This window comes from Thermodesulfovibrionia bacterium (genome assembly GCA_030646035.1).
Lineage (GTDB): Bacteria > Nitrospirota > Thermodesulfovibrionia > UBA6902 > UBA6902 > JACQZG01.
Map to the genome: position 1 here is coordinate 109,125 of JAUSMY010000056.1, position 24,554 is coordinate 133,678.

Genomic DNA, 24,554 nt, shown 5'->3' on the forward strand with positions numbered 1-24,554 from the left:
AAATCAATGTATCCGGCACCAAGATTAATGCCGGATACATTGACATTTAAACTTAACTCTTAGCCTAATGTTGCCAGTTCTGCTGCATACTTCGTCGTGTTCTCATTTATCCTGTCATCTACGACAAGCGCATTTGCCACAAGGTTCACAAGCTGAGTAACATTCATCCCCACATTATAATGCCCGATGATATCTGTTAATCCGTCAACACAGTTATGGCACGATGTGACTACAGTCTCTGCCCCTGTTGCAGTGAGCTGTTCTGCCTTTACCTTTCCTGACTTCAGCCTTCTTGCCTTGTATTCAGACATTGACATGGCGCCGCCGCCGCCGGTACAGCAATAATTCTCAGCGCGGTTCGGATACATCTCCCTGAAATCTTCGACCACAAGGCTGAGCAGTTCACGCGGCTCTTCGGTCAGTCCGCAGCTCCTTGCATTGTTGCAGGAATCGTGAAAGGTAAAGCTGCCGGGATTTTTTGTTTTGTCCACCTTTATCTTTCCTTCCTTAATGTATCTCAGCATAGTAATGACTGAACTTTCAGCTTCAAATTCAATGTCCTGTTTTGCCCAGTTAGGCCCCTCGCACCTTGTAGAACGGTAACCGTGGCCGCACTCTGACATAACCAGTTTCTTGCCCTTCAGTTCTCTCACATTGTCATATACCCTGCCTGCGACAGCGCCCCCCAGGTCATCATCCCCGTTGAAGAGGCCGAAGTTTGTCATATCCCATCCTTCACTCGGCATGGTATAGTTTTCTCCTGCCATGTAAAAGATCTTCGCAGCATCAAGGATCGACCTCGGGTCATGTTTAACTTCACGAGGGTTAACGGTATAGACTATGTCGGCGTTCATCTTGTCGATCGGTATTTTGGCGGTGGGGTCCTGCATCTCTTCCTGCAGTTCTTCCTCCTGCCACTCAATGGTCCCGATAAAATCTTCTTTCAAAACGCCCATCTGGTTTCCGATCTCCCACTGTTCCTTTGCCACATACTCCACACCCTCGGGCATGATGCCAACGTGGCAGAGAAGCCCGCGTGCCATCCTGTTAAAGGTTGCAAGGTCAACACCCATGGGGCAGTTGATCGTGCATCTTCTGCAGTTCGTGCATTTGCCGAAGACCGTGTCTTTCAGTTCTTCCAGTTCCTGGTCGGTGTAGACGCTTCCTGCTTTTACCCAGTTTGGAAAATATTTTCCAGTCCAGTCATAGTGGTGCTTGAAGAGCTTCCTTATCATGTCAGCCTTGTATGCGGGCGCATAAGTCGGGTCTCCCGGATTCGCAAGCACATAGTGGCAGGAATCCGTACACATTCCGCAATGCACACAAGCTGTCAGAGAGCCGACGATCTGACGTGACAGTTTCTGCCCCATGCGGTCTATAACTTTTTGCGCTTTATAAGATCTTGCATCCTTTCCGTTATTCATATAAACCTCCAGATAGTAATTATTGTTAAAAATTAATGGTCATTATTTTAAGACTGTTAAACCGTTTCATACGCCGGTTTTTTCCTGAGGGGGAATACACCTCTGCGGCCAAAACTTCTTCCCATGTACGTGCGTGTAAAAGGATAATAGAGATAGTGTGAGATCTTGCTGAATGGAACGTACATAAGGAAGAAAGCGGTCAGAAGGAAGAACGTCTGAATAATGCCTTCACCGCCGGAGATATCATTTGATGCTGCCATTAATGCAAAGGCAAACCATGAGGTCAGAAGTATGAGTGAAAAATGGTCATCCGGAGAACTGATGGCGCGCATATACGGGTTTGTAACTCTCCTGATAATTCTCATAATTCCAACGAGGAGCGCCGCACCTGTCATGAACTGAATAGCTGAAACCAGCGCCGCAGACTTCAGCAGGCCGGGGCCGTAAGGGATAATGAATGACAGCGCGATAGCAGCCACAACACCCAGGTGGAAGAGAACGAACTGAGCGTACATGAACGGCTTTGAGCGTGTGCTTTCCATTGTCCAGGGCTTCATGATCATGACTAATGAATACCGGGCGCCTTTTTTAGGATTGGTATCTCCCATGCCGGTTGCGGGCTGGCGTTCCTTTGCCAATGTCCATTTGAGGAACCATTTGATCCTGAGGAAATATACGGTTGCCATAAAGACAAGGGCGATCTCCTGCAGTGTATGTTCGGAAAAATGTAATAGATTACTCATAGCTTCTCCTTTATTATTTTTGTTTTAAACTGCTTTTGGTTGCTGAACATTCATTTGTGCCAAAAGAGCTTTATACTCCCTGCTGTCATTTGCGCAGATGAGAACATCTTTTATCTCTGATCCGTTGTTCAGATAATCCTTGATCGTATCAATGGTGATCTTGGCGCTTGTATCAATGGGCACACCGTAAAATCCGGCTCCCATTGGCGGGAATGCGATGCTTTCCGTGCCGATAGATTCCGCGACCTTAAGGGTATTGATAATAGTAGCCTTCAGCTTTTGATCAGTATTGATCTCCTGAAACTTAGGCCCGCACGCATGGATTATGTGCTTTGCCTTCATCGTTCCTGCAGTGGTAAATACAGCCTCAGTAACATTCAACGGCCCGAGGTTTTCAAGCTCTTTTCTGACTGTCGGCCCGCCTCTGAGAGCAATGGCGTTTCCAAATCCGGAACCGAGCTTCAGGTCGCTGCGCGCATAGAAGACGACAGCATCAACCTCTGTTGCAGTGACATCAGCTTTCTCCATGCGAAGCGTACTGTTTTTGATCTGCTTTTGTACTGACATTCGTTTCTCCTTTAAATCGAATTTTGCTTCTTGAAATCTATTTGGTAATTGCAAAGGACATGCCAATCACTAAATAGAATTTAATTACTTTATGAAATCAAAGAGTTAGGGTTAAATTGCTATTATCAGCTTTCACAGTATAAGCGGAAATAAATCTTTATGAAAAAACAGGATAGATTGCTTAACTGCCTGTAAATAAATGTTTCTTTAAAAGCAATAATTATTGCTCATGCAAGAAAAATTGCAGGAAGATAGATGTTAATGAAGAAAAACAAAATGAAGATGCAGATTGCTCAGGAGTTCTGATTTGTTTTCTTAAGCCGCTGATTGAGCGCCTGACGAGTAATACCCAGAAGTGACGCAGCATTGCCCTGGTTGTCATTTGAGAATTTCATCGCCTCTGATACGAGATGATTTTCAATCTCTTTTAATGTGGGAAAGTGTCCGAACATATCACGAATGGGAAGTGAGTTGTCATCAGTCGTCACAACTGTTGATTTATGCATAGGGCGGTGCTGTTTAATGTAAACATTAAAACTTTCAAGATTGAGGTTTCCGGATTTATGCAGTGCGACCGCATCATGCACCATCGCCTGCAGCTCACGGACATTGCCGGGGAAGTGATAGTTTGAGAGCAGGGTTAAAAGTTCAGGAGAAACATCGGGCTTCGTTTTTCTCATGCAGAATGATATCTCTTTCAGAAAATGTTCAAGCAGCAAAGGGATGTCCTGCAGGCGCTCGCACAGGGGCGGAATATGAACATGGTGTGTACATAGGCGGTAATAGAGATCCCGTCGAAAATGCCCATCATCTAACTGCTTCTCGATGTCCTGATTGGAGCATGCAACGATACGAGCTTTATTCTTCTCAGGAATATCAGAGCCGAGGGGATAGTAAGTCTGCTCTTCAAGAAGGCGGAGGAGTTTTACCTGAGATGAAATATGCAGGTCACCTATCTCATCCAGAAGAAGAGTTCCGCCTGAAGCCTGTACGACCAATCCTTTTCTTTCCTTGTCAGCTCCGGTAAATGCCCCTCTTTTGTGTCCGAACAAAGTATCGGAAAACATGGTGTCATCCAGCCCGGCAACATTTACAGCTATAAAGCTGCCTTTCAGCCCGCTTGCGCTATGGGCGGCCTTTGCGATCAGTTCCTTGCCAACTCCTGTTTCACCGGTTATAAAGATCGGCTTCTCCGACTTGGCCACTGACTCGATGTATTGAAATATGGCCATCATCTTTTTGCTTCTTGTAACAACCGATGAAAATGCCGCTTCATTCTCAAGCTGTCCTGTGAGAAGATGTTTTTTAAGAGATGTTATCTCATCTGCCATCTGTTTGCATTCTGTAATGTCTCTGGCGATATGGATCACCCCGATAAGCTGATTCTTCTTATCAAATTGCGGCATGGCCCTTATCTCAAGGAATCTGTTCAGGTGGGGTTCGAACCTTTCAAAGGTTACAGGTTCTTTTGTATTGATACAGGCGCAGCTTGGACATCCTTCAGGAGGGGCGCCTTCACCATGGTAGTGCATAAAACATTTCGCCGCAGAATTATTTAATGCTGGTAACTTCAAAAGTTTCTCAGCAGCTTTATTGGCATGAATGATATTGTAGTTCATATCATGGATGGTGATCATGTCAGTAATGTTGTCGAGAATGTTTTCCCAGTCGTGACAGTTCTGATTACCCGGCATCGCAGGGTTGTCAGCCTGTGAAGATAACTCAGAAGGTAATGTTGCTTTTTCAGCCTTGTTTTCCATTTTAAATCCCTGGTTATTTTAGGATGTCAATATGTTCCGTATCTATGAATCTAATATAGCAGATAACAAAGTCAAAAGTTAGATAAGGGTTTTGATTATTTCTTGTTTTAGGTAATATATTAACCATATGAATCCGAGAATGTTCAAGAAGAGCTGGCTTTATATTATACTCGCCATAATATCTATTCTTTTTGCCTATTTCAAAAATACCCCTGACAAACCATTAAATACCAAACCTGCCAAACATACCGTTAACAACGTAAAGACTGTGAATACCGGTAGCGGTATCACAGGCAAGGTTACAAAAGTTACAGACGGTGATACGGTTGTGATATTGCCTGAAGGCGGAGGGAAGTCATTTACATGCAGGTTGTATGGAATAGATACTCCTGAAGTTTCAAAGAAAGGCAAGGCCGGGCAGCCGTATAGCGAAGAAGCTGACAAAGAACTTGAAAGTCTCATTCTGGGACAAGATGTAAAAGTCACCTTGACTGGAGATAAAACATATAAACGGGAAGTCTGTTTTATTGAAAAGAACGGCGTGGATATTAATCTCGAGATGGTGAGGCGTGGGTATGCGTGGGCTTACCGGCAATATCTGGACAGGCCGCACTCAAGTGACTATATCAATGCGGAAGAGGCGGCAAGGAGCAGAAGATCAGGATTATGGCAGCAGGCAAATCCAACGCCGCCTTGGGAATTTAGACATACAAAGTAGTAATGTTTGACATCTGATCTGGCTTTGCTTTAAGATAATGCCAACACCTTTAATCTGGTCCTGAGAGGCCAGGAAGGTTAACTCAGACAACTCCTAAGCCGGATTTCTATGAGCCTTCTTCCTCTCAAAGGACAGGAGGCTTTTTTAATGTCCAAAGAGATACTCAACAGCACAGAGATAGAGAAAGCGGTCACAAGGATCGCCCACGAGATAATTGAAAAGAACGGCGGCACTGACAAACTCTGCCTTATCGGCATACAGAGAGGCGGGGTGGTCTTTGCTAACCGGCTTGCCGCTCAGATCAAATCCATAGAAGAGATCGGCTCACTTGATATCGCTCTATACAGAGATGATATCAATACAAAGCTCGAACAGCCGGTAGTCAGGTCTACAGATATTCCTTTCTCATTAAATGAAAAGACGGTTGTGCTTGTTGATGACGTTCTGTTTACAGGCAGAAGCATAAGGGCTGCCATGGATGCTCTTATAGATTTCGGGCGTCCTGCCAGGATACAGCTTGCAGTCCTTATCGACAGGGGCCACAGGGAACTTCCAATCAGGGCTGATTATGTCGGAAAGAATATCCCGACTTCTTTTAACGACAATGTTGAGGTAAACCTTCATGAGGATAATTCAAAGGATGACTCTGTTATGCTGATCAACTGGTCTGATTAAAAAGATATGCTGAAATCAAAACATCTTCTTGGGATCAAGGAATTAACATCTGAGGATATTTATCATGTGCTTGATACCGCTTCAGGTTTTAAGGATGTTTTGATGAGAGATATAAAGAAGGTCCCGCCGCTTAGAGGTAAAACGGTTGTCAGCCTCTTCTTTGAACCTTCGACACGCACAAGGACATCATTCGCGCTTGCAGGAAAAAGGCTGAGCGCGGATGTCGTGAACTTCTCTGTCTCAAACAGCAGTGTAGTAAAAGGTGAAACGATACTTGATACCGCATTGACGATCCAGGCGCTTGGTGCAGACCTTGTGATCATCAGACATGCTTCTTCAGGCGTGCCTCACTATCTCAGTAAATTTCTCAACATCTCAGTGATCAATGCCGGAGACGGTTCAAATGAACATCCTACGCAGGCGCTTCTTGATATGTTCACTATTCAGTCTTATAAAAAAGATATCAAAGGCCTTGAGGTCGCGATAATAGGCGACATCGCTCACAGCAGGGTTGCCAAGTCGAACATCTACGCTTTGATAAAACTCGGAGCAAGGGTGAGGGTCATATGCCCTCCGACTCTTATGCCTGCGGAGTTGGATAAGGTCGGGGTTGATGTTTTTCACTCTATTGATGAGGGGCTGAAAGGAGCTGATGTTGTCATGGCATTGAGGCTTCAGCTTGAGAGGCAGAGCAAGGGATATCTTCCATCCTTAAAAGAATACTTTAACCTCTACGGGCTTACACGCGAGAGGCTTAAGCTTGCGAAAAAAGATGCTATAGTAATGCATCCCGGCCCCATGAACAGAGGCGTTGAGATAGCTTCAGATGTTGCGGACGGGCCGCAGTCAGTTATACTTGAGCAGGTGACAAACGGCATCGCTGTCAGGATGGCTGTTCTCTATCTTCTTTCAGGAGTTAAGCAATGAGCATATTGATAATAAATGGCAAGTTAATAGACCCTTCGCAGAATATCTCTTCCAATAAGGACATACTTATTGAAGGGAAGAAGATTAAAGGTATCTACTCAAAGGGCAAAGGTCCAAAGGCTGATAAGGTAATCGATGCTTCAGACTGTATCGTCATGCCGGGGTTTGTTGATATGCATACCCATCTCAGGGAGCCGGGGTTCGAATACAAGGAAACTATAAGTACAGGAACGATGGCTGCTGCGCGCGGCGGTTTTACGAGTGTATGCTGCATGCCGAATACGAACCCTGTGAATGACACCATATCAGTTGCTGAATTTATTTTGAAGAAGGCGGCTAAAGAAGGTTCATGCTCGGTTTATCCGATCGCTGCTATTACAAAGGGTCAGAGCGGAGAAACACTTACTGAACTTGAAGCGCTTATAAATGTTGGATGCGTTGCGTTCTCTGATGACGGAAGGCCTGTGATGAACAGCCTTATCATGAGAAGGGCGCTTGAGTACTCGAGAATATTTGATGTGCCTGTTATTGCTCATTGCGAGGACCTGATGCTTTCTGAAGGCGGAGTGATGAATGAAGGCCTTATGTCAACTACCCTCGGCCTGCACGGGATACCCAGAGCTGCCGAAGAGGTCATGGTTGCAAGGGACATCGCTCTATGCGAACTGACAGGCGGCAGACTGCATATAGCCCATGTGTCCTCACGCGGGTCGGTCAGTATGATCCGCGACGCAAAGTCACGCGGCATTAACCTGACCGCTGAGACATGCCCTCATTATTTTACGCTGACTGATGAATCCCTGAACGGATATGACACGAATTTCAAGGTCAATCCGCCGATAAGGACTGCCGCAGATGTTCAAGCGATAAAGGAAGGGCTTAAAGACGGCACGATAGATGTGATAGCGACAGACCATGCGCCTCATCATTATGATGAGAAGAACTGTGAATTTGATAAGGCCGCGTTTGGTATCTCAGGGCTGGAGACCGCATTTTCTTTAGGCCTCAGGCTTGTAAATGAGAAGGTAATTGACCTGATGCAGCTTATTACCATGATGTCTGTAACACCTTCTAAAATAATGAGAATCAACAAGGGGACATTGGCAGAGGGCGCTGATGCCGATATCACTATCGTTGATCTTAACAGAACATATAAAATAGATTCAGCCAAGTTTTTATCTAAGGGTAAAAATACTCCGTTTAACGGCTGGGAATTGAATGGCGTGGTCATGAAGACCATAACAATGGGAAAGGTGCAGGAATGGGAGTAAAGGCATTTTTAGTTTTATCAGACGGGACGATCTTTGAAGGCCGCGGTTTTGGCGCTGTAGGCGAGACATACGGCGAAGTGGTCTTTAATACATCAATGACAGGTTATCAGGAGATACTCACTGATCCATCTTATAAAGGCCAGATAGTTGTAATGACCTATCCGCAGATAGGCAATTACGGAGTTAATCCTGAAGATGTTGAATCAGGCTCTGTGAAGGCCGCGGGTTTTATCGTCAAGGAGAGCGTTGATTTCCCGAGCAACTGGCGTTCGAATAAAAGCCTCAACAGCTATCTGAGCGAAAACAATATTGTCGGAATTGAAGGCATTGATACCAGAGCTCTTACTCAGCACATAAGAGATAACGGACTTCAGAATGGAATTATATCTTCTGTTGATGCTGACCCCGCAAGCCTTCTGGAGAAGGTAAGGAAGTATCCGAATATCTCTTCTTTTGATTTTGTAATGGAAGTCTCAGCGAAGAGTATTTATAAGTGGGATGAACCACTCTGGAGATGGGGAAAGCAGCAGCCAGCAGCAGAACAAAAAAAGCGGCGCAAAGTCTTTGTCTATGATTTCGGTGTGAAGAGAAATATTCTTAGGCATCTGTATGATATCGGTTTTGATGTTACTGTTGTTCCCGCAATAACGCCTGCGGAAGAGTTGATAGAGCAGGCTGACGGGATTTTGCTCAGCAACGGCCCGGGTGATCCTGAGACTGTCAAATACGCGATTGAGAATACCAAAAAACTTTTAGGCAAGAAACCAATATTCGGTATCTGTCTTGGACATCAGATCCTCGGCCTTGCACTTGGTGGAAAGACTTATAAACTTAAATTCGGCCATCATGGCGGCAATCATCCTGTCATGGATCTCTCGACAGGGAAGGTGGAGATAACAGCGCAGAACCATAACTACTGTGTTGATTTTGAGAGCCTTAAAGGCCAGATGATATTGACTCACAAGAATCTTTATGACGGAACAGAGGAAGGGCTCAGGCATGTTGAGTTGCCAATAATGTCCTCCCAGTATCACCCCGAGGCGGCTCCGGGCCCGAATGATTCAGGTTATATATTCAACAGGTTCAGAAAGATGATGGAGGAGTTTAGCTGATGTCAGTCAATTCCCAGTATTCATTAAGAAAAATGGATGGGCAGCTTATCTTTATGACGCCTTCATTCATTGCAGATAAAGGCAGTGTGCTTCATGAGGGGATTTACAATCATGAGTTCGCTTCAATGCTCTCAGCGATGGCTGTTTGCGGGTCTATATACGCGGTTCTTGCGTTCAATATTGAGATGACAGTCATCTATTATATAAGCCTGATAATTTTATTCATGATCCAGTTTGTATTGTTTAGAAAGTTCATCTTCAGGGAGAAAGAACTTAAGGCTGTTTTTGACAATGTAAAAAAAAAGTTACGATCTCTGTCTCTGGTGTTTTCAGAGACAGGACAGAGGATATCTCTTTTTCAAATATTAGAACAGTAGAGGCCGGCAGTAAGTTGATCATGCCGGAAGATCGTGATGCTGCCATGTTTGTTGAAAAGATTTCAAGGCAGCATGGAAGTGTTGTGCCGGGGATTGGAGATGAGGCTGATTTTGTTACGCTCTCTCTGAAACTGACAGATGGAACTGAACGCCTTATTTATGCTCAAAGGATTTTTGATGGAGACGCACCTGATATGCCGATAAAAGAGATACAGGATTTTATAGAGGGGAAAGTGAGTTAACATGCCAAAGAGAACAGATATAAAAAAGATACTTCTGATAGGTTCAGGCCCGATCATCATAGGACAGGCATGCGAGTTTGATTACTCAGGCACACAGGCATGCCGCGCCCTGCGCAGCGAGGGTTATGAAGTTATTCTGGTAAACTCCAACCCCGCGACTATCATGACAGACCCTGAGATATCGGATGTGACATATATCGAACCCTTGAATACAGACATCCTTGAACTTATTATCGCAAAGGAACGCCCTGACGCGCTTCTTCCTACAATGGGCGGACAGACTGCGCTCAACCTTGCGGTAGAGCTTTCAGAAAAGGGGATACTCGAAAAATATAATGTAGAACTGATAGGCGCAAAACTGCCTGCCATTAAAAAGGCTGAAGACAGGGAAGAGTTTAAAAAGGCGATGGAGAAGATAGGGCTTGATGTTCCGAAGGGCGCTATTGTTACATCTCTTGAGTCTGGGATGTCGCTTGTGGAAGATATAGGCTTCCCGGCGATCATAAGGCCTTCCTTCACCCTTGGCGGCACAGGCGGAAGCGTTGCTTATAATATTGAGGAGTATAAACTGAACCTCCAGAGGGCGCTTGAGCTCAGCCCTGTTCATCAGGTGCTGATAGAGGAATCTATAATAGGGTGGAAAGAGTTTGAGCTTGAGGTCATGCGTGACTGCAAGGACAATGTGGTGATCATATGTTCTATTGAGAATCTCGATCCCATGGGTGTTCATACAGGTGATTCAATCACGGTTGCTCCGGCGCAGACATTGACTGATAAGGAATACCAGAGGATGAGGGATGCCTCTGTCGATATTATCAGGGAGATCGGAGTGGACACCGGCGGTTCGAACATACAGTTCGCGCTGAATCCTGAGAACGGCCGCATGACCGTTATAGAGATGAATCCGAGGGTTTCAAGAAGCTCAGCACTTGCGTCAAAGGCAACAGGTTTCCCAATAGCCAAGATAGCTGCCAAACTTGCTGTCGGACTGACACTTGATGAGATACCGAATGATATCACCAGAGAGACGCCGGCATCATTTGAACCTTCAATAGATTATGTGGTTGTGAAGTTCCCGAGGTTTGCGTTTGAGAAGTTTCCAGAGGCTGACGATACACTGACCACGCAGATGAAATCAGTAGGCGAGGCGATGTCTATCGGCAGGACATTCAAAGAGTCTTTGAACAAGGCGCTCAGGAGCATGGAGATAGACAGTTATGGTTTTGAGAAGGTTGATATCAGCAAAGATGATATAAGCGCAAGGCTTAAGGTGCCCAAGGCTGACCGTATTTGGTATGTGGCTCAATCATTCAGGCTCGGCTTCAGTATTGATGATGTCTTTAAGCTTACCGGAATAGATCCATGGTTTCTTTATAACATAAAACAGATCGTTGAGATGGAGGAAAAGATCTCTGCACTCGGCACTCAAAATCTTGAATTAATACCGGATGAGATTTTACGTGAGGCAAAAGAATACGGCATGTCTGACAAAAGGATCGCATCTCTGCTGAATGCAGATGAAAAGTCGGTTAGGGATCTGCGCAAAAAGAAGAAGATAGAGCCTGTTTATAAATTAGTTGATACATGCGCTGCTGAGTTTAAGGCGTATACTCCGTATCTTTATTCAACATATGAAAAACCATTTTACAACTCTACACTCTTAACTACCGCGGCTGCATGCGAGGCAAACCCTACTGATCGGAAGAAGGTCATTATACTCGGGAGCGGGCCGAACAGGATAGGGCAGGGCATTGAGTTTGACTACTGCTGCGTTCATGCTGTCTTCGCGCTTAAGGAACTCGGTTATGAGACTATCATGGTGAACTGCAATCCAGAGACTGTGAGCACGGATTATGATACAGCTGACAAGTTATATTTTGAGCCGCTCACTCTTGAAGATGTTCTGAATATCATTGATAAAGAAAAACCTGAAGGCGTCTTTGTACAGTTTGGCGGGCAGACCCCGCTTAAGCTTGCTGTCCCTCTTGAGAGGGCAGGTGTAAGGATACTCGGCACCTCGCCTGATTCGATAGATATGGCAGAGGACAGGGAGAGGTTCAAAGAGGTTCTTCATAAACTCAATCTCAAGCAGCCTGAGAGCGGAACTGCGAAGTCAGTTGATGAGGCAGTAAAGATTGCGGCATTTATCGATTATCCGGTAATGGTCAGGCCTTCTTATGTTCTTGGCGGAAGGGCGATGGAGATAGTTTACGATGAAGACAATCTGAGGGATTACATGAAAAGGGCGGTCAAGGCATCTCCTGAGCATCCGGTGCTTATTGACAGATATCTTCAGGACGCTGTTGAAGTTGATGTTGACGCAATATGTGACGGAACTGATGTGATTATCGGCGGGGTCATGGAGCATATTGAAGAGGCCGGCATTCATTCAGGTGATTCAGCGTGTTCCATCCCTCCGCATTCACTTTCCAAAAAGATCATTGATGAGATCAAGGATCACACAAGGTCGCTTGCAAAGGAATTGAAGGTATTGGGCCTGATGAATATTCAGTACGCGGTTAAAGATGATGATATATATATACTCGAGGTCAATCCGAGGGCATCACGTACGATCCCGTTCGTCAGCAAGGCTACAGGCATTCCCCTTGCCAAAGTAGCTGCAAAGGTCATGGTCGGCAGGACATTAAAGGAGCTTGGCATCACATCTGAGGCAGAGATATCACATACAGCTGTAAAAGAGGCGGTATTCCCGTTTGACAGGTTTGCAGGTGTGGATACACTTCTCGGGCCTGAGATGAAATCAACCGGCGAGGCCATGGGCATTGATGAAGATTTCGGCAGGGCATATTCAAAGGCGCAGGCATCATCAAGAAATACGATGCCTAAAAGCGGAAAGGTATTCATTAGCGTAAAGGACAAGGATAAACCCGCGCTGCTTTCTCTTGCGAAAAAACTTATTGAGATGAAGTTCACACTCGTCGCAACAAAGGGCACCTCTGAATATTTCAGAGAGAGCGGGCTTGAGGTTGAGACAATAAACAAGGTGACTGAGGGGCGTCCGAACATAGTAGACCTGATAAAGAATGATAAGATCAGTTTTGTAATAAATACAGTCTCCGGTGAAAAAGCGCACAAAGACTCTTTCTATATCAGGGAGAACGCCTTATTGCAGAGAGTGCCGTACACGACAACAGTTTCAGGCGCTGCCGCTGCTGTGAACGCCATAGAGGCGGTTTTGAAAGAGCATGTCAACATAAGGTCTATACAGAGCTATCATAAAAAGTGATCTCTCTATTTCGTTAGAATAATACCGCCATGTCCCGGGGTTTACATTGTACTCCGGGTATTGTTAGAATTTTATTATGCAAAAAATACCAATGACACCAACAGGGCACAAGAAGCTTAAAGAGGAGCTTGAGAAGCTTATCACAGTTGAGCGGCCGGCAATCACGATGCAGATCAAGATTGCGAGGGCTCATGGCGATCTCTCTGAGAACGCGGAGTATCACGCAGCCAAGGAGAAGCAGAGCTTTATCGAAGGGCGGATAATGGAGCTTCAGGGAAAGATAACTCATGCGAATGTTATCGACCCTTCAAAGATATCGCAGGACACCATCGCATTCGGCGCGAAGGTCAGACTCTCTGATACCGAAACAGGCAGTGAGAAGATATTCTGCCTTGTCGGATCTGATGAGATCGATATAAAGGCCGGGAGGATATCCATAAACTCTCCTGTTGCCAGATCCCTTATAGGGAAAGCTATAGGCGATATAGCTACAGTAACAACTCCTACAAGAACGATTGAATACGAAGTTATTGAGATTACCTTTGAGTGAGATATTTAAGGCATCGATAAAAGAGAATAAGCCTTTAACAGAAAATCATTATCTTCTGACACTCCATCCCCTGAAAGATATCAGCATTCCCCAACCCGGACAATTCTTTATGCTCTCTGTTGATGATAGCCTTGATCCTCTTCTTAAACGCCCTTTCAGCCTGCACAGATTTATCAATGGAGATATTCAGATACTCTACAGGGTTGTCGGAAAGGCGACTAAGATATTAAAAGGGAAGAAGCCCGGAGATGTGATGGAAGTGCTCGGCCCGCTAGGTAACGGCTTTCCTCAAGATATTAAGAAAGATGCAAGGATGATCTTTGCGGCAGGAGGCATGGGTGTTGCTCCTATACTTGCTTTGGCTGATATATTCTCAGGCCGTAAGCCGCATCTTTTTTATGGTGCGAGAACTGAGAAAGAACTTCTCTGCATAGATGAGTTCAGGGCTCTTGGTATAGATCCTGTGATCTCCACAGATGACGGTTCATCCGGAAAGATGGGCAATATCGTAAATGACATAGGTGATTTTCTAAACACCAATCCGTCTGATGATTACATAATTTATTCATGCGGGCCAAAGCCTATGTTCGCTGCTTTAGCTGGGCTTGCGGGTAAATATAAAATATTTGCTTTTATGTCTCTTGAAGAGAATATGGCATGCGGTATCGGTACATGCCTCGGCTGTGTTGTTCAAACCCGTAATGGTTATAAGCGTGTCTGCAAAGAGGGGCCGGTCTTTTCTTCAGAGGAGATTATCTGGTAATGGACCTGACGGTTAATATAGGAAAATTAAGGCTCAAGAACCCGGTCATGACTGCATCCGGGACGTTTGGTTATGGAGATGAGTTTGCTGAATATTTCGATGTCAGCAGGCTCGGCGCTATTGTAGTAAAGGGGCTTTCACTCAAGCCAAAGCAGGGCAATCCTCCGCCCCGCATAGTTGAAACTCCCTCAGGCATGCTGAATGCCATCGGGCTTCAGAATATAGGGATAGATGAATTCATCAGCAGAAAGCTTCCTTTTTTAAGGAAGCAGGATACCGCTGTAATTGTTAATTTCTTCGGTGACTCGATAGATGAATATGTTCAGGCAGCAGAGAAGCTGTCGTCTCATGAAGGCATACACGCGCTTGAGATGAATATTTCATGCCCTAATAAAGAGGCAGGCTGGAGCGTATTCGGCACAGACCCCAATGTCACTTCCAATGTTGTCAGCGCTGTAAGAAAGGCGACAACACTTCCTCTAATAGTTAAGCTCTCACCAAATGTGACTGATATCGCTTATATGGCAAAGGTCGCAGAGGATGCAGGCGCTGATGCATTATCCCTGATCAATACCCTTGTCGGGATGGCGATAGATATCAGGACAAGACGGCCGAAGCTTGCCAATATAACCGGAGGGCTTTCAGGGCCTGCGATAAAACCTGTAGCTGTCAGAATGGTATGGCAATGCTCAAAGGCGGTGAAGATACCGATCATCGGCATGGGCGGGATCATCTCTGCTGAAGATGCCATTGAATTCCTTATTGCCGGTGCAAGTGCCATTGCAGTCGGCACAGGAAATTTCGTCACACCTCTTGCTTCGATGAATGTTCTTGAGGGGATAGAAAAGTATATGTCAGATATGGGCATAGATAAAGTCAGTGACCTTACAGGTTCATTGAGATAGTCGCCATGAAGATACTTCTTATAGGTAATTTCGCCCCTCCGTATGAAGAGGAGAGTCTGCACAATCTTTCTCTCTATAATAGATTGACTGCTGAAGGGCATGAGTGTTCGGTCATTAATATTTCAGATAATCCTTCCATTGAGAAGGGGTTTGTTGATAACAGGAATTATTTGGGTTTTATATTGAAGGTTTTACGTTATGGATTGGGGAAAGATGCGGTACATTTTCTGACCAAAGGATACACACGTCCCGGCCTGATGAAGATGTTCACTGCTATCTTTCTCGGCAGGTTTATGTTAAGCAGGACCTTCATTACCTTGCACCCCGAGCTCTTCTCAGTCTTCGGCCAGCTCAGGAGCAAGATGGGCGGCCAGATGCTTATTCACCTCTCTTTCTCACTTTCAAACCGTGTTATCTGCGGTGACAAACATACATATGAGGTCGCTTCCATTCATTACAAGTCCAGAGAGAAATTTGAGATGATACCCTCATTTATTCAGATACCGTCAGGCTTGAGCAGCAATGAGACGGCACAGTTGGAGAAGATGAGATCCAAAAAGAAGGCCGTACTCTTTTCCAACACAAGGTTCCCGTCCTTGTCTTTTGATATTCTCGATATTTTATTGAAGAAGTATCTTGATCCTGATACAGGTATCGCCGTATCTTTTTCCGAGAAGTTCTCTTCCAAACTTGAGCACGTTATCAAGGACACGGGAAAGAGGATGCCGGATAATATTCTTTTTATCGATTATAGTAATCACAGGATGCTCTCGCTTGCTTATGCCTCTGCCGATATGGTCATCAGGCCCTTGAGTTGTGACGGAAAGACACTTTTCGACGGCATAGCTGTATGCGTAAGAAAGCCTGAAACTTCTGCCGGCCAGGTATTCTTTCCTGTAAGCCTCTCATTGGTTAAAGAAGGAGATGTCTCTGACACATGTTCTTATCTGTTCAATACTTTACTCATAAAGGATGAAGCCGCATCTTCAAAGCCTGATGCAGAGGATTTAGGCAGGAAGATAATAGGGCTTTACTCCGGCATGGGGCAATAGGATTATAACTTCCCGATCTCTTTATCCTTAAAAGATGTAAGCTTTCTTCCGTACTTCAGGTCGTTCTTTCCGAGGTAGTTTGATATGAATTTTGAGACAGCTGATCTCCAGTTTCCTTTTATGGTGCGTAAAGTCCAGATGATATTGTAATCGAGTGACCTCATTATCAGGTACAAATAAATTACCGGCTCAACGCTTCTCTTAACGATAAAATGCAGTGTCTTCAGTGAAAGAATGTGTACCGTAGTTCTTGATGCATCAGGCTTGTTAAGGAACCTGACCACCCAGCTCGGGATGTATGGTGTCATGCTCAGGAGCTTGTTGAAATATGTCTTGTCTATATCGACCATATACCTTTGAAGATATGCATCAGGGTCGGCAATGCCGTCATCAATAGCCTTCTCTGTCAGCGGGGTGCCGGGGAAGAATGTGAGATGCGATAGAGAGATAGTATATGGCTTCTTGAGGCTGGACATTGCGGCAATAGTCTCCATAGAATCCTTTTCACTCTCATAAGGGTTGTCGGTTATCATCTCATAATACGGGACAACCCTGAATTCAGTAAGCATCTCTGCGGCCTTTCTGACCGTCTCAAATTTAATGCTTCTGTTGTAGACCTCTAAATTCACCCTGTCGCTTCCTGATTGCACCCCCATGATTATCCAGCTCAGGGCAGCCTTGTCAAGTATCGCCAGCTTTTCCCTGTCAAGCAATGTCGGGATGGCACGAACCATGAACGGCAGGTTTATATGCTCCTTGTACTCTCTGCAGAATTCACTTATCCATTCTTTGCTGTGAGAAAAGAAGCAATCGTCCTCAAAGTTTATATAGAGAACATAGGGGTCTTTCTTTATCTCCTTCAATTCTGTCATGCAGTTTTCAACAGACCTCTCTCTGATCTTTCTGCCGTATACCTTGCTGAGATATGAATTGGCGCAGTAGCCGCAATTAAACGGGCATCCCCTGGTGGTTATCATCATGTGGCATGTTCCGCCGTACAGAGCGTGTTTGCGGAAGAGGCGGGGATTTTTTGAATAGTTGAATATCTTGCCTTCGTGCAAAACGTAAAAATCCTTTGGAAGATATTCCTGGATCGGGAGGCTGTCAAGTTCTATCTCAGGCAAAGATGGGGGCTGCTTGATTATATCCCCGTTATGATTCATCCAGATATTCGGGATCGCAGGCGGGATATCTCTTCCTTTGTCTTTTAAATGATTCAGCAGCGATACAATCGCCCTCTCTCCCTCACCGCAGCATACATAATCAGCGTGTTTAATGCATTCATCCGGTTTGATAACAGAATGCACACCGCCCCAGATTATGGGTGTCTTAAACTTTTCGCGGAGAAGGCGGGTCAGGTTTATAGTGGGGTAGAACTCAATTGACATGAGGCTTATGCCTATCAGGTCAGGGTTGAAGTCCTTAATGAACTTCTCAACCTCAGGATCGAGACTCTCTTCAAAATATCCCGGCAGGTGCAGTATCTGCGTATCATGGCTGTTTGCAATAGCATTGGCAGCCAGATATTTCAGGCCTGTAAGGTAGGCATTTGATTGTACTGAAAGCAGGAGCAGTTTCATCGCATAGATACTATCAGTTAACGCTAAAAAAGTCTATCAATTTATCATCAACAGGCGCTATGAGAAGAGGTAAATTAGTAATTTACATTTTGTATTTGAAAGTGTAAACTAATACATGCAAAAAGTGGTTGCGATAGTCCCGGCGCGTTTCAACGCAACCCGCTTCCCCGGAAAACCCCTTGCCCTGCTTAATGGAAAACCAATAATTCAGCATGTATATGAACAGACTGTAAGGGCAGGGCTTGTAAGCAAGACATATGTTGCGACTGACGACAAAAGGATTTATGATACTGTAACAGGGTTTGGCGGCGAAGCCTTGATGACCTCCGGGACCCATGCCACAGGCACAGACAGGGTTGCAGAGGCGGCCGCAGGTTTAGAGTGTGATATTGTTGTGAATGTTCAGGGTGACGAGCCTTTCATAAGGCCGGTGATGATAGACAGCCTTGTGGAGATGATGCTCAAGGATAGCAGGGCTTCTATCGGCACTCTCGCAAAAAAGATCACAGATATCCAGGAGGTGCTTTCGCCTCATGTTGTGAAGGTTGTTATGGACGATGACGGCTTTGCCCTTTATTTCTCAAGGTCGCCAATCCCGTATCACAGGGATGAGTGGGCCGGGCTTGATAGTATCAGGATGTCGGGCAGTATTTCGATATATAAACACATAGGGATTTATGCATTCAAAAAAACGGATCTTTTTAAATTTACCGGGCTGGGTGAATCCTCTATAGAGATGATCGAACGGCTTGAGCAGCTCAGGGCGCTTAACTCAGGAATGAAGATAAAGGTTAAGGAGACGATATATGACACACTTGGTATTGATACGGCTGACGATCTTAAGAGGGCGGAAGAATGGCTAAGACAAAATATATCTTTATAACAGGCGGGGTGGTTTCATCGCTCGGCAAGGGTATCGCTGCTTCAGCAGTCGGCGCGCTTCTTGAGGCAAGGGGGCTCAGGGTGACTATCCAGAAACTTGACCCTTATATCAATGTTGACCCCGGCACTTTAAGTCCGTTCCAACACGGCGAGGTCTTTGTAACCGATGACGGAGCAGAGACCGATCTTGACCTTGGGCATTATGAAAGATTTACATCAACAAGGATGAAGCAGACGAACAACTGCACCACCGGAAGGATCTACAATAATGTGATCCAGAAGGAGAGAAGGGGGGATTATCTGGGTGAGACTGTCCAGGTCGTGCCTCATATAACAGATGAGATCAAGAATTATATAAAGGCTGTATCCGGTGATTATGATGTGGTCATTGTTGAGATCGGCGGGACTATCGGCGACATTGAGAGCCTGCCTTTTCTTGAGGCCATAAGGCAGTTCAGGTATGATGCCGGAAAAGAGAATGTAATTTATATTCATCTTACCCTTGTGCCTTTCATTCCAACTTCAGGTGAACTGAAGTCAAAACCCACCCAGCACAGCGTTAAGGAACTTAGGGCCATCGGTATTCAGCCTGATATTCTTCTCTGCCGTACCGACAGGCTGCTTTCAGAGCATTTCAAGAAGAAGATAGCACTTCATTGCAATGTTGATATTGACTCTGTCATCACAGCCATGGATGTTGAATCTATATACGAAGTGCCTCTCGCGCTTAAAGAAGAGGGGCTTGATCGTCTGATCAACAATAAACTCTCCCTGAATGCCAAAGAGCCTGATATCTCCAAATGGCAGGATGTAATTGAGAAACTGAAGAACCCTGAGGACACGGTTACGATCGCGATAGTCGGCAAATATGTCGGGCTTAAAGATTCATACAAGAGCCTTAACGAGGCTCTCATCCATGGCGGCATCGCTAATAATGTCAAGGTGGATATACTTTATATTGATGCTGAAGATATAGAGAAGAACGGTGTTGATAGGATACTTGTTGATATAGATGCTATTTTGGTCCCCGGAGGTTTTGGAGACAGGGGCATTGAGGGCAAAATAGAGGCTGTGAGGTACGCAAGGGAGAAGAAGATACCATTCTTCGGCATCTGTCTCGGCCTGCACTGTGCCGTGATAGAATTTGCGCGTAATGTATGCGGGATGCAGGGGGCAAACAGCACTGAATTCAATAAAGAGACGCCTTATCCTGTCATATACCTGATGTCAGAATGGTATGATTTCAGGACAAAGACGATCCAGAAGAGGGATATGTCTTCTGATAAGGGCGGTACGATGAGACTTGGCGCATACCCCTGCGTGCTTGAGGATGATACAATAGCAATAAATGCTTACGGGCAAAAAGAGATATCTGAAAGGCACAGGCACAGATATGAATTTAATAACAAATATAAAGAGACATTTTTGAAGAAAGGGCTTATGGTCAGCGGGACGAGTCCGGACAAGGAGCTGGTTGAAACTGTTGAGATAAAGGACCATCCATGGTTTTTTGCTTGCCAGTTCCATCCTGAGTTCAAGTCGCGGCCTCTTGCTCCCCATCCTGTATTCAGCTCATTTATTGAGGCTGCTTACAAGGGCAGGAAACTTCTTTTCACAGACAAACAAATTAAGAAATCGGAGGTGTCTGAGTGAGCGAGATAGCTGAAATATTTGCAAGGGAGATACTTGACAGCAGGGGAAATCCTACTGTCGAGGTTGATGTGGTTCTTGAGAGCAGCGCATATGGAAGGGCTTCAGTTCCCTCCGGCGCTTCAACAGGGCAGAAAGAGGCGATTGAACTGCGTGATAATGAAAAACGCTATTCAGGATTGGGTGTCAGAAAGGCTGTTAAGAATGTCAATGAAAAGATAGCGCCGCATATCCTTGGAGCTGACGCAGACGAGCAGGCGTATCTGGATGATCTTATGATCAAACTGGACGGCACAAAGAGCAAGAAGAAGCTCGGCGCCAATGCCATACTCGGGGTCTCTCTTGCAATTGCAAAGGCTGCTGCCATGGATGCGGGCCTGCCGCTTTACAAGTATATCGGCGGAGTGAATGCAAAGGAACTTCCTGTGCCCATGATGAACATACTTAACGGCGGAGCACATGCTGATAACAACCTTGATATTCAGGAGTTCATGATAATGCCGGTCGGCGCGCCGAACTTCAGGGAAGCGTTGAGAATGGGTGCTGAGATATTTCACAGCCTCAAGAGCCTGCTGAAGTCAAAGGGCCTGAGCGTATCTGTCGGTGATGAAGGAGGTTTTGCTCCAAACCTGAAGAGCAATGAAGAAGCATGCAGCCTGATAATAAAGGCTATCTCTAACGCGGGGTATGCGGCAGGCAAGGATGTCTTTCTTGCCCTTGATTGCGCCTCTTCTGAATTCTGCAAAAACGGTAAATACAATTTTGAAGGCAAGTCTCTCACTTCAGATGAAATGATCAGCACATATGAAAAACTTGTAAAAAAATATCCTATCATATCCATAGAGGACGGCCTCTCAGAGGATGACTGGTCCGGCTGGAAGAAGATGACGGAAAGGCTCGGCGATAAGGTTCAGATCGTAGGCGATGACCTCTTTGTAACCAACAAGGAGATATTATCTGACGGTATTAAGAAAGGCGTAGCTAATTCCATACTGATCAAGCTTAATCAGATCGGGACGCTTACTGAGACGCTTGAGACCATTGAGACGGCAAAGAGGGCGGGATATACAGCGGTTGTTTCACACAGGTCCGGCGAGACAGAGGATACAACGCTTGCTGACCTTTGTGTTGCGTGCAATACCGGCCAGATCAAGACAGGCTCTTTATCAAGGACAGACAGGATAGCCAAATATAACAGGCTGCTGAGGATCGAAGAAGAATTGGGCAGCTCCGCTGTTTACAGTGGGAAGAAAGTTTTTTACAATTTAAGCTAAAAGATATATTATTTAATATGCGAAGCGTACGCAGAAATCAGGTTACCCAGAATAGAAAGATGAGACAGATCGTTATGTTTACGTTCGCGATACTGGTCTTGATCTGTCTTACGCTCAGCCTCATTTTTAGTGAAAAGGGAATACTTAGATACAGAAAGCTGCAGTCTGATAAAGGCCAGATCATGGCTGAGAACAGCAGGATCGAAAAGCAGAATAACGAGATCCGGCAGCAGGTTGAGGTATTGAAGAGGAATCCTGAAAACGTTGAGGAGATAGCAAGGGGGCAGGGGCTTACAAAAGAGGGAGAACTTATTTTTAAGTTTAATGAAGATCATTGAAGAGAGATAATATATGTACGAACTTACAGTAGAATCACAGTTTGCAGCAGCACATCAGTTAAGGGGATACAAGGGGAAATGTGAATCCATGCATGGCCATAACTGGAGGGTGCAGGTCACGGTTTCTTCAGCTTACCTTAATGAGATAGGCCTGGCAATTGATTTCCATAAATTAAAGGATATCTCCAATGAGGTGATAATGTCCCTTGACCACACTGACCTTAATCAGATATTCCCTTTTACCGAGATCAACCCTTCTTCAGAAAACATCGCTAAATGGCTTTACGACTCTATCAGCAAGAAGATCGAGGACAAGGGCGTATCCTGCACATCAGTCACAGTGTGGGAATCCGAGACATGTTCCGCAACATATTTTGAGTAGAAGGTATCAGCTTTGCATTTCGTATGATTCGCTTCATCTAACTACTGTAATATCTTAACGCCCTTAAATATCATGGACCTGAATTTAGCCGAAGATATCGTAAAAAAAGCATTAAGCAAAGGCGCTGATTCCGCAGAGGCGTTTGTAAGCTCAGGCAAAGGGATCTCTGTTGAGGTAAAGGATGGCGAGGTCGATGCGCTTGAGGCGTCACTGGATGCAGCTGTCGCTGTCAGGGTCATAAAGAACGGAAGGCTCGGGTTTTCTTTCACAACCGATATTTCTGTTGCTGATAAGGTCATTGATGAGGCGATAGAGGGGTCGCGCTGGTCAGCAGAGGATATCTATAATGTCATCCCGCAGATGCTTGCGCCGTCTGATGTGCCTGTATTTGACAGCGCCATTGCAGGTATAAGTGAAGCAGAGCTGATCAGGCTCGCAATATCTTTAGAAGAATCTTCTCTATCATATGACAAGTATGTGAAGAGAGTTAGAAAGGCCGGTGTAAGTTCCGGTGTTTATAAAACCGCTATCGTCAATTCCAATGGCGTAAGTATTTCATATCAAAGCAGCCATATCTCAGCGCAGATAGTTGCCTTTGCTGAGAACGAAAGCGGAGACAGTCAGGTCGGATCTGATTATTCAGTCAAGAGGAGGGCGGCTGACCTGCAGGTCATGCCGGTTGCTGTCAATGCTGCAAAGAGAGCGCTTGAACTTTTAGGCTCAAGAAGAATTACAGCTATGAAGCTCCCGATAGTTCTGCCTCCTGATATCGCTGTGGAATTTCTGGAAGTGCTCAGCGCTTCTTTTTCTGCTGATGCTGTTCAGAAGCAGAGGTCTTTCTTTGGAGGCAAGTCAGGAAAGACAGTCGCATCCTCTCAGGTAAATATTATTGACGACGGACTGCTGCCGTGGGGCATAGGCTCTTCACTAACAGATGATGAAGGCGTGCCTGCGCAAAAGAAAGTTCTCATATCCGAAGGTGTGCTCAATGGTTTCATTCATAACACCTATACCGCAAAAAAAGAGAACGTTGCGTCTACAGGAAATGCAGTAAGGTCTTCTTCAAAAGGGCTCCCCGGAGTCGGCATTACCAACTTGTATATAGAGCCAGAGAAGAACGGCAATGATAAGGCAACTATTATCAGCTCTCTGTCAAAAGGCATTCTTATCACCAGCGTCATGGGCGTGCATATGGCAAACCCTGTTTCAGGAGATTTCTCCATCGGGATATCAGGGCTCATGATCGAAGCTGGGCAGATGGCCTATCCGTTTAAAGAGGCGGTCATATCTGGCAATATCCTCGACATGTTCAAGATGGTTGAGCAGGTCGGCAGCGACCTTGAGTTCTACGGCAGGATAGGTTCTCCGAGTTTGTTGATAGGCGAGATGGATATAAGCGCCTGAGGAGTTGGTGTTTTCCATGATAGAAGATGTAGCAAAGAGAAAAACCCCGCTTTACATCATGGCTTTCTTCTTATTGGTCAGTCCGTTCTATCTGAACGATTTCGCGAGTATCTTTGTCAAAGACTGGCACCTTTGGTTGTTTATAGACTATGCCGGTGTAAAGCTTTTCCCCTTCCTTGTCACGCTTTGGTTGATCTCTAAAAAGAAAATGCGGGCCTCGGAGTTCGGGCTGACAACTCAATCAGTGCCGTCATTTTTGATTGCATTTCTGATCGTGGCGCTCGTAGGTACAGTGATCGATCAAAATGGGTATCAGTTAATAGCGAATCTCCCCGGATACTCTCCGCTCGGCGGTATGCCGGCTATCACAAACCCTGCCTGGGATTGGATAGACCTTACGCTTGGACTATTAATGGTGGGGATATTTGAAGAACTCATCTTCCGCGGTTTCATGCACACCTTCATCAGCAGGTACACAGAGAATCCGTTTGCTATAGTCGTTATTTCTTCAGCTGCTTTCGGCCTAATCCACTGGAGCCTCGGCCTCCACGCCATAGTTATAACATCAATTATCGGCGCGGTTTTCATGACGGCATATCTGAGAACGCGGTCTCTGCCTGCCATCATGTTAGCTCACTTCGCCATCAACTTCATCGACTTTGCCGGAGTTATTCCCAAGGCTGTATTTAAATTTATTTAAGGGAGAAAACT

The 24,554-nt window shown here is 45.4% G+C and carries 24 protein-coding genes; 19 read left to right on the top strand and 5 right to left on the bottom strand.

Annotation, left to right across the window (positions count from 1 at the left end):
- Positions 1-59 precede the first annotated feature (59 nt).
- The 4 genes from Q7U10_09210 to Q7U10_09225 all read right to left on the bottom strand — a co-directional run bounded on the left by Q7U10_09210 (position 60) and on the right by Q7U10_09225 (position 4,494).
- Positions 60-1,424 carry a (Fe-S)-binding protein gene (locus Q7U10_09210; GenBank protein ID MDO8282778.1) on the bottom strand — a complete coding sequence of 455 codons (1,365 nt, stop codon included), beginning with the start codon at positions 1,422-1,424 and terminating at the stop codon, positions 60-62.
- A gap of 56 nt (positions 1,425-1,480) precedes the next feature.
- Positions 1,481-2,167 (bottom strand): hypothetical protein, encoded by a 687-nt coding sequence (locus Q7U10_09215; GenBank protein ID MDO8282779.1) that lies wholly within the window; start codon positions 2,165-2,167, stop codon positions 1,481-1,483.
- Between the two features lie 24 nt (positions 2,168-2,191).
- The gene (locus Q7U10_09220; protein ID MDO8282780.1) at positions 2,192-2,734 is read right to left on the bottom strand and encodes a macro domain-containing protein; all 543 of its coding nucleotides are present in this window, start codon (positions 2,732-2,734) and stop codon (positions 2,192-2,194) included.
- 293 nt (positions 2,735-3,027) lie between these two features.
- Positions 3,028-4,494 carry a sigma 54-interacting transcriptional regulator gene (locus tag Q7U10_09225; GenBank protein MDO8282781.1) on the bottom strand — a complete coding sequence of 489 codons (1,467 nt, stop codon included), beginning with the start codon at positions 4,492-4,494 and terminating at the stop codon, positions 3,028-3,030.
- A 139-nt stretch (positions 4,495-4,633) separates the two neighbouring features.
- On the opposite strand from Q7U10_09225, the gene Q7U10_09230 reads away from it, so the two are divergent.
- The 12 genes from Q7U10_09230 (at position 4,634) to Q7U10_09285 (ending at position 16,333) form a co-directional block, all read left to right on the top strand.
- Entirely contained in the window at positions 4,634-5,212 is a 579-nt protein-coding gene (locus tag Q7U10_09230; GenBank protein MDO8282782.1) for a thermonuclease family protein, read from the top strand.
- A gap of 108 nt (positions 5,213-5,320) precedes the next feature.
- On the top strand, positions 5,321-5,887 hold the full coding sequence (gene pyrR / locus Q7U10_09235) for a bifunctional pyr operon transcriptional regulator/uracil phosphoribosyltransferase PyrR (protein MDO8282783.1): 567 nt from the start codon (positions 5,321-5,323) through the stop codon (positions 5,885-5,887).
- 6 nt (positions 5,888-5,893) lie between these two features.
- Positions 5,894-6,814: an aspartate carbamoyltransferase catalytic subunit gene (locus tag Q7U10_09240; GenBank protein MDO8282784.1), complete on the top strand. Its 921-nt coding sequence runs from the start codon at positions 5,894-5,896 to the stop codon at positions 6,812-6,814.
- Positions 6,811-8,085 (top strand): dihydroorotase, encoded by a 1,275-nt coding sequence (locus Q7U10_09245; protein MDO8282785.1) that lies wholly within the window; start codon positions 6,811-6,813, stop codon positions 8,083-8,085. The genes Q7U10_09240 and Q7U10_09245 overlap by 4 nt, the downstream gene beginning before the upstream one ends.
- Positions 8,076-9,197, top strand: a complete 1,122-nt coding sequence (gene carA / locus Q7U10_09250; GenBank protein ID MDO8282786.1) for a glutamine-hydrolyzing carbamoyl-phosphate synthase small subunit — start codon at positions 8,076-8,078, stop codon at positions 9,195-9,197. Before Q7U10_09245 ends, carA begins: the two co-directional genes overlap by 10 nt.
- On the top strand, positions 9,197-9,574 hold the full coding sequence (locus Q7U10_09255) for a hypothetical protein (GenBank protein MDO8282787.1): 378 nt from the start codon (positions 9,197-9,199) through the stop codon (positions 9,572-9,574). Before carA ends, Q7U10_09255 begins: the two co-directional genes overlap by 1 nt.
- Before the next feature lie 20 nt (positions 9,575-9,594).
- On the top strand, positions 9,595-9,816 hold the full coding sequence (locus tag Q7U10_09260) for a hypothetical protein (protein MDO8282788.1): 222 nt from the start codon (positions 9,595-9,597) through the stop codon (positions 9,814-9,816).
- A 1-nt stretch (position 9,817) separates the two neighbouring features.
- The gene (gene carB, locus Q7U10_09265) at positions 9,818-13,063 is read left to right on the top strand and encodes a carbamoyl-phosphate synthase large subunit (protein MDO8282789.1); all 3,246 of its coding nucleotides are present in this window, start codon (positions 9,818-9,820) and stop codon (positions 13,061-13,063) included.
- 76 nt (positions 13,064-13,139) lie between these two features.
- Positions 13,140-13,613, top strand: a complete 474-nt coding sequence (gene greA / locus Q7U10_09270) for a transcription elongation factor GreA (protein MDO8282790.1) — start codon at positions 13,140-13,142, stop codon at positions 13,611-13,613.
- A complete protein-coding gene (locus Q7U10_09275; protein ID MDO8282791.1) occupies positions 13,606-14,376 on the top strand; it encodes a dihydroorotate dehydrogenase electron transfer subunit in 771 nt (256 codons plus the stop codon). The genes greA and Q7U10_09275 overlap by 8 nt, the downstream gene beginning before the upstream one ends.
- Positions 14,376-15,281, top strand: coding sequence for a dihydroorotate dehydrogenase (locus Q7U10_09280; protein ID MDO8282792.1), 906 nt, complete (start codon positions 14,376-14,378; stop codon positions 15,279-15,281). Before Q7U10_09275 ends, Q7U10_09280 begins: the two co-directional genes overlap by 1 nt.
- 5 nt (positions 15,282-15,286) lie before the next feature.
- A complete protein-coding gene (locus Q7U10_09285) occupies positions 15,287-16,333 on the top strand; it encodes a hypothetical protein (GenBank protein ID MDO8282793.1) in 1,047 nt (348 codons plus the stop codon).
- A gap of 2 nt (positions 16,334-16,335) precedes the next feature.
- Here the strand turns inward: Q7U10_09285 and Q7U10_09290 are convergent, their stop codons facing one another.
- Positions 16,336-17,913, bottom strand: a complete 1,578-nt coding sequence (locus Q7U10_09290; protein MDO8282794.1) for a radical SAM protein — start codon at positions 17,911-17,913, stop codon at positions 16,336-16,338.
- A gap of 115 nt (positions 17,914-18,028) precedes the next feature.
- Between Q7U10_09290 and kdsB the strand changes: the two genes are divergently transcribed.
- The 7 genes from kdsB (at position 18,029) to Q7U10_09325 (ending at position 24,543) form a co-directional block, all read left to right on the top strand.
- Positions 18,029-18,796 (top strand): 3-deoxy-manno-octulosonate cytidylyltransferase, encoded by a 768-nt coding sequence (kdsB, locus tag Q7U10_09295; GenBank protein MDO8282795.1) that lies wholly within the window; start codon positions 18,029-18,031, stop codon positions 18,794-18,796.
- Positions 18,769-20,448, top strand: a complete 1,680-nt coding sequence (locus tag Q7U10_09300; GenBank protein MDO8282796.1) for a CTP synthase — start codon at positions 18,769-18,771, stop codon at positions 20,446-20,448. The genes kdsB and Q7U10_09300 overlap by 28 nt, the downstream gene beginning before the upstream one ends.
- Entirely contained in the window at positions 20,445-21,719 is a 1,275-nt protein-coding gene (gene eno / locus Q7U10_09305; protein MDO8282797.1) for a phosphopyruvate hydratase, read from the top strand. Before Q7U10_09300 ends, eno begins: the two co-directional genes overlap by 4 nt.
- Positions 21,720-21,778: 59 nt before the next feature.
- The gene (locus Q7U10_09310) at positions 21,779-22,057 is read left to right on the top strand and encodes a septum formation initiator family protein (protein MDO8282798.1); all 279 of its coding nucleotides are present in this window, start codon (positions 21,779-21,781) and stop codon (positions 22,055-22,057) included.
- Between the two features lie 13 nt (positions 22,058-22,070).
- Positions 22,071-22,439, top strand: coding sequence for a 6-carboxytetrahydropterin synthase QueD (queD, locus tag Q7U10_09315; GenBank protein MDO8282799.1), 369 nt, complete (start codon positions 22,071-22,073; stop codon positions 22,437-22,439).
- Between the two features lie 72 nt (positions 22,440-22,511).
- Positions 22,512-23,843 carry a TldD/PmbA family protein gene (locus Q7U10_09320; GenBank protein MDO8282800.1) on the top strand — a complete coding sequence of 444 codons (1,332 nt, stop codon included), beginning with the start codon at positions 22,512-22,514 and terminating at the stop codon, positions 23,841-23,843.
- Between the two features lie 16 nt (positions 23,844-23,859).
- Positions 23,860-24,543, top strand: a complete 684-nt coding sequence (locus tag Q7U10_09325) for a type II CAAX endopeptidase family protein (GenBank protein MDO8282801.1) — start codon at positions 23,860-23,862, stop codon at positions 24,541-24,543.
- Positions 24,544-24,554: the final 11 nt, after the last annotated feature.

What these genes read in the sequence shown, in the direction of transcription:
- Q7U10_09215 (MDO8282779.1), bottom strand. Translation starts at nt 2,167, where the DNA reads ATGAGTAATCTATTACATTTTTCCGAACATACACTGCAGGAGATCGCC.
- Q7U10_09320 (MDO8282800.1), top strand. Translation starts at nt 22,512, where the DNA reads ATGGACCTGAATTTAGCCGAAGATATCGTAAAAAAAGCATTAAGCAAA.
- Q7U10_09225 (MDO8282781.1), bottom strand. Translation starts at nt 4,494, where the DNA reads ATGGAAAACAAGGCTGAAAAAGCAACATTACCTTCTGAGTTATCTTCA.
- Q7U10_09245 (MDO8282785.1), top strand. Translation starts at nt 6,811, where the DNA reads ATGAGCATATTGATAATAAATGGCAAGTTAATAGACCCTTCGCAGAAT.
- Q7U10_09255 (MDO8282787.1), top strand. Translation starts at nt 9,197, where the DNA reads ATGTCAGTCAATTCCCAGTATTCATTAAGAAAAATGGATGGGCAGCTT.
- Q7U10_09240 (MDO8282784.1), top strand. Translation starts at nt 5,894, where the DNA reads ATGCTGAAATCAAAACATCTTCTTGGGATCAAGGAATTAACATCTGAG.
- carA (MDO8282786.1), top strand. Translation starts at nt 8,076, where the DNA reads ATGGGAGTAAAGGCATTTTTAGTTTTATCAGACGGGACGATCTTTGAA.
- Q7U10_09310 (MDO8282798.1), top strand. Translation starts at nt 21,779, where the DNA reads ATGAGACAGATCGTTATGTTTACGTTCGCGATACTGGTCTTGATCTGT.
- Q7U10_09260 (MDO8282788.1), top strand. Translation starts at nt 9,595, where the DNA reads ATGCCGGAAGATCGTGATGCTGCCATGTTTGTTGAAAAGATTTCAAGG.
- carB (MDO8282789.1), top strand. Translation starts at nt 9,818, where the DNA reads ATGCCAAAGAGAACAGATATAAAAAAGATACTTCTGATAGGTTCAGGC.
- Q7U10_09210 (MDO8282778.1), bottom strand. Translation starts at nt 1,424, where the DNA reads ATGAATAACGGAAAGGATGCAAGATCTTATAAAGCGCAAAAAGTTATA.
- kdsB (MDO8282795.1), top strand. Translation starts at nt 18,029, where the DNA reads ATGCAAAAAGTGGTTGCGATAGTCCCGGCGCGTTTCAACGCAACCCGC.
- Q7U10_09285 (MDO8282793.1), top strand. Translation starts at nt 15,287, where the DNA reads ATGAAGATACTTCTTATAGGTAATTTCGCCCCTCCGTATGAAGAGGAG.
- Q7U10_09230 (MDO8282782.1), top strand. Translation starts at nt 4,634, where the DNA reads ATGTTCAAGAAGAGCTGGCTTTATATTATACTCGCCATAATATCTATT.
- Q7U10_09290 (MDO8282794.1), bottom strand. Translation starts at nt 17,913, where the DNA reads ATGAAACTGCTCCTGCTTTCAGTACAATCAAATGCCTACCTTACAGGC.
- pyrR (MDO8282783.1), top strand. Translation starts at nt 5,321, where the DNA reads ATGAGCCTTCTTCCTCTCAAAGGACAGGAGGCTTTTTTAATGTCCAAA.
- Q7U10_09220 (MDO8282780.1), bottom strand. Translation starts at nt 2,734, where the DNA reads ATGTCAGTACAAAAGCAGATCAAAAACAGTACGCTTCGCATGGAGAAA.
- queD (MDO8282799.1), top strand. Translation starts at nt 22,071, where the DNA reads ATGTACGAACTTACAGTAGAATCACAGTTTGCAGCAGCACATCAGTTA.
- Q7U10_09280 (MDO8282792.1), top strand. Translation starts at nt 14,376, where the DNA reads ATGGACCTGACGGTTAATATAGGAAAATTAAGGCTCAAGAACCCGGTC.
- greA (MDO8282790.1), top strand. Translation starts at nt 13,140, where the DNA reads ATGCAAAAAATACCAATGACACCAACAGGGCACAAGAAGCTTAAAGAG.
- Q7U10_09325 (MDO8282801.1), top strand. Translation starts at nt 23,860, where the DNA reads ATGATAGAAGATGTAGCAAAGAGAAAAACCCCGCTTTACATCATGGCT.
- Q7U10_09300 (MDO8282796.1), top strand. Translation starts at nt 18,769, where the DNA reads ATGGCTAAGACAAAATATATCTTTATAACAGGCGGGGTGGTTTCATCG.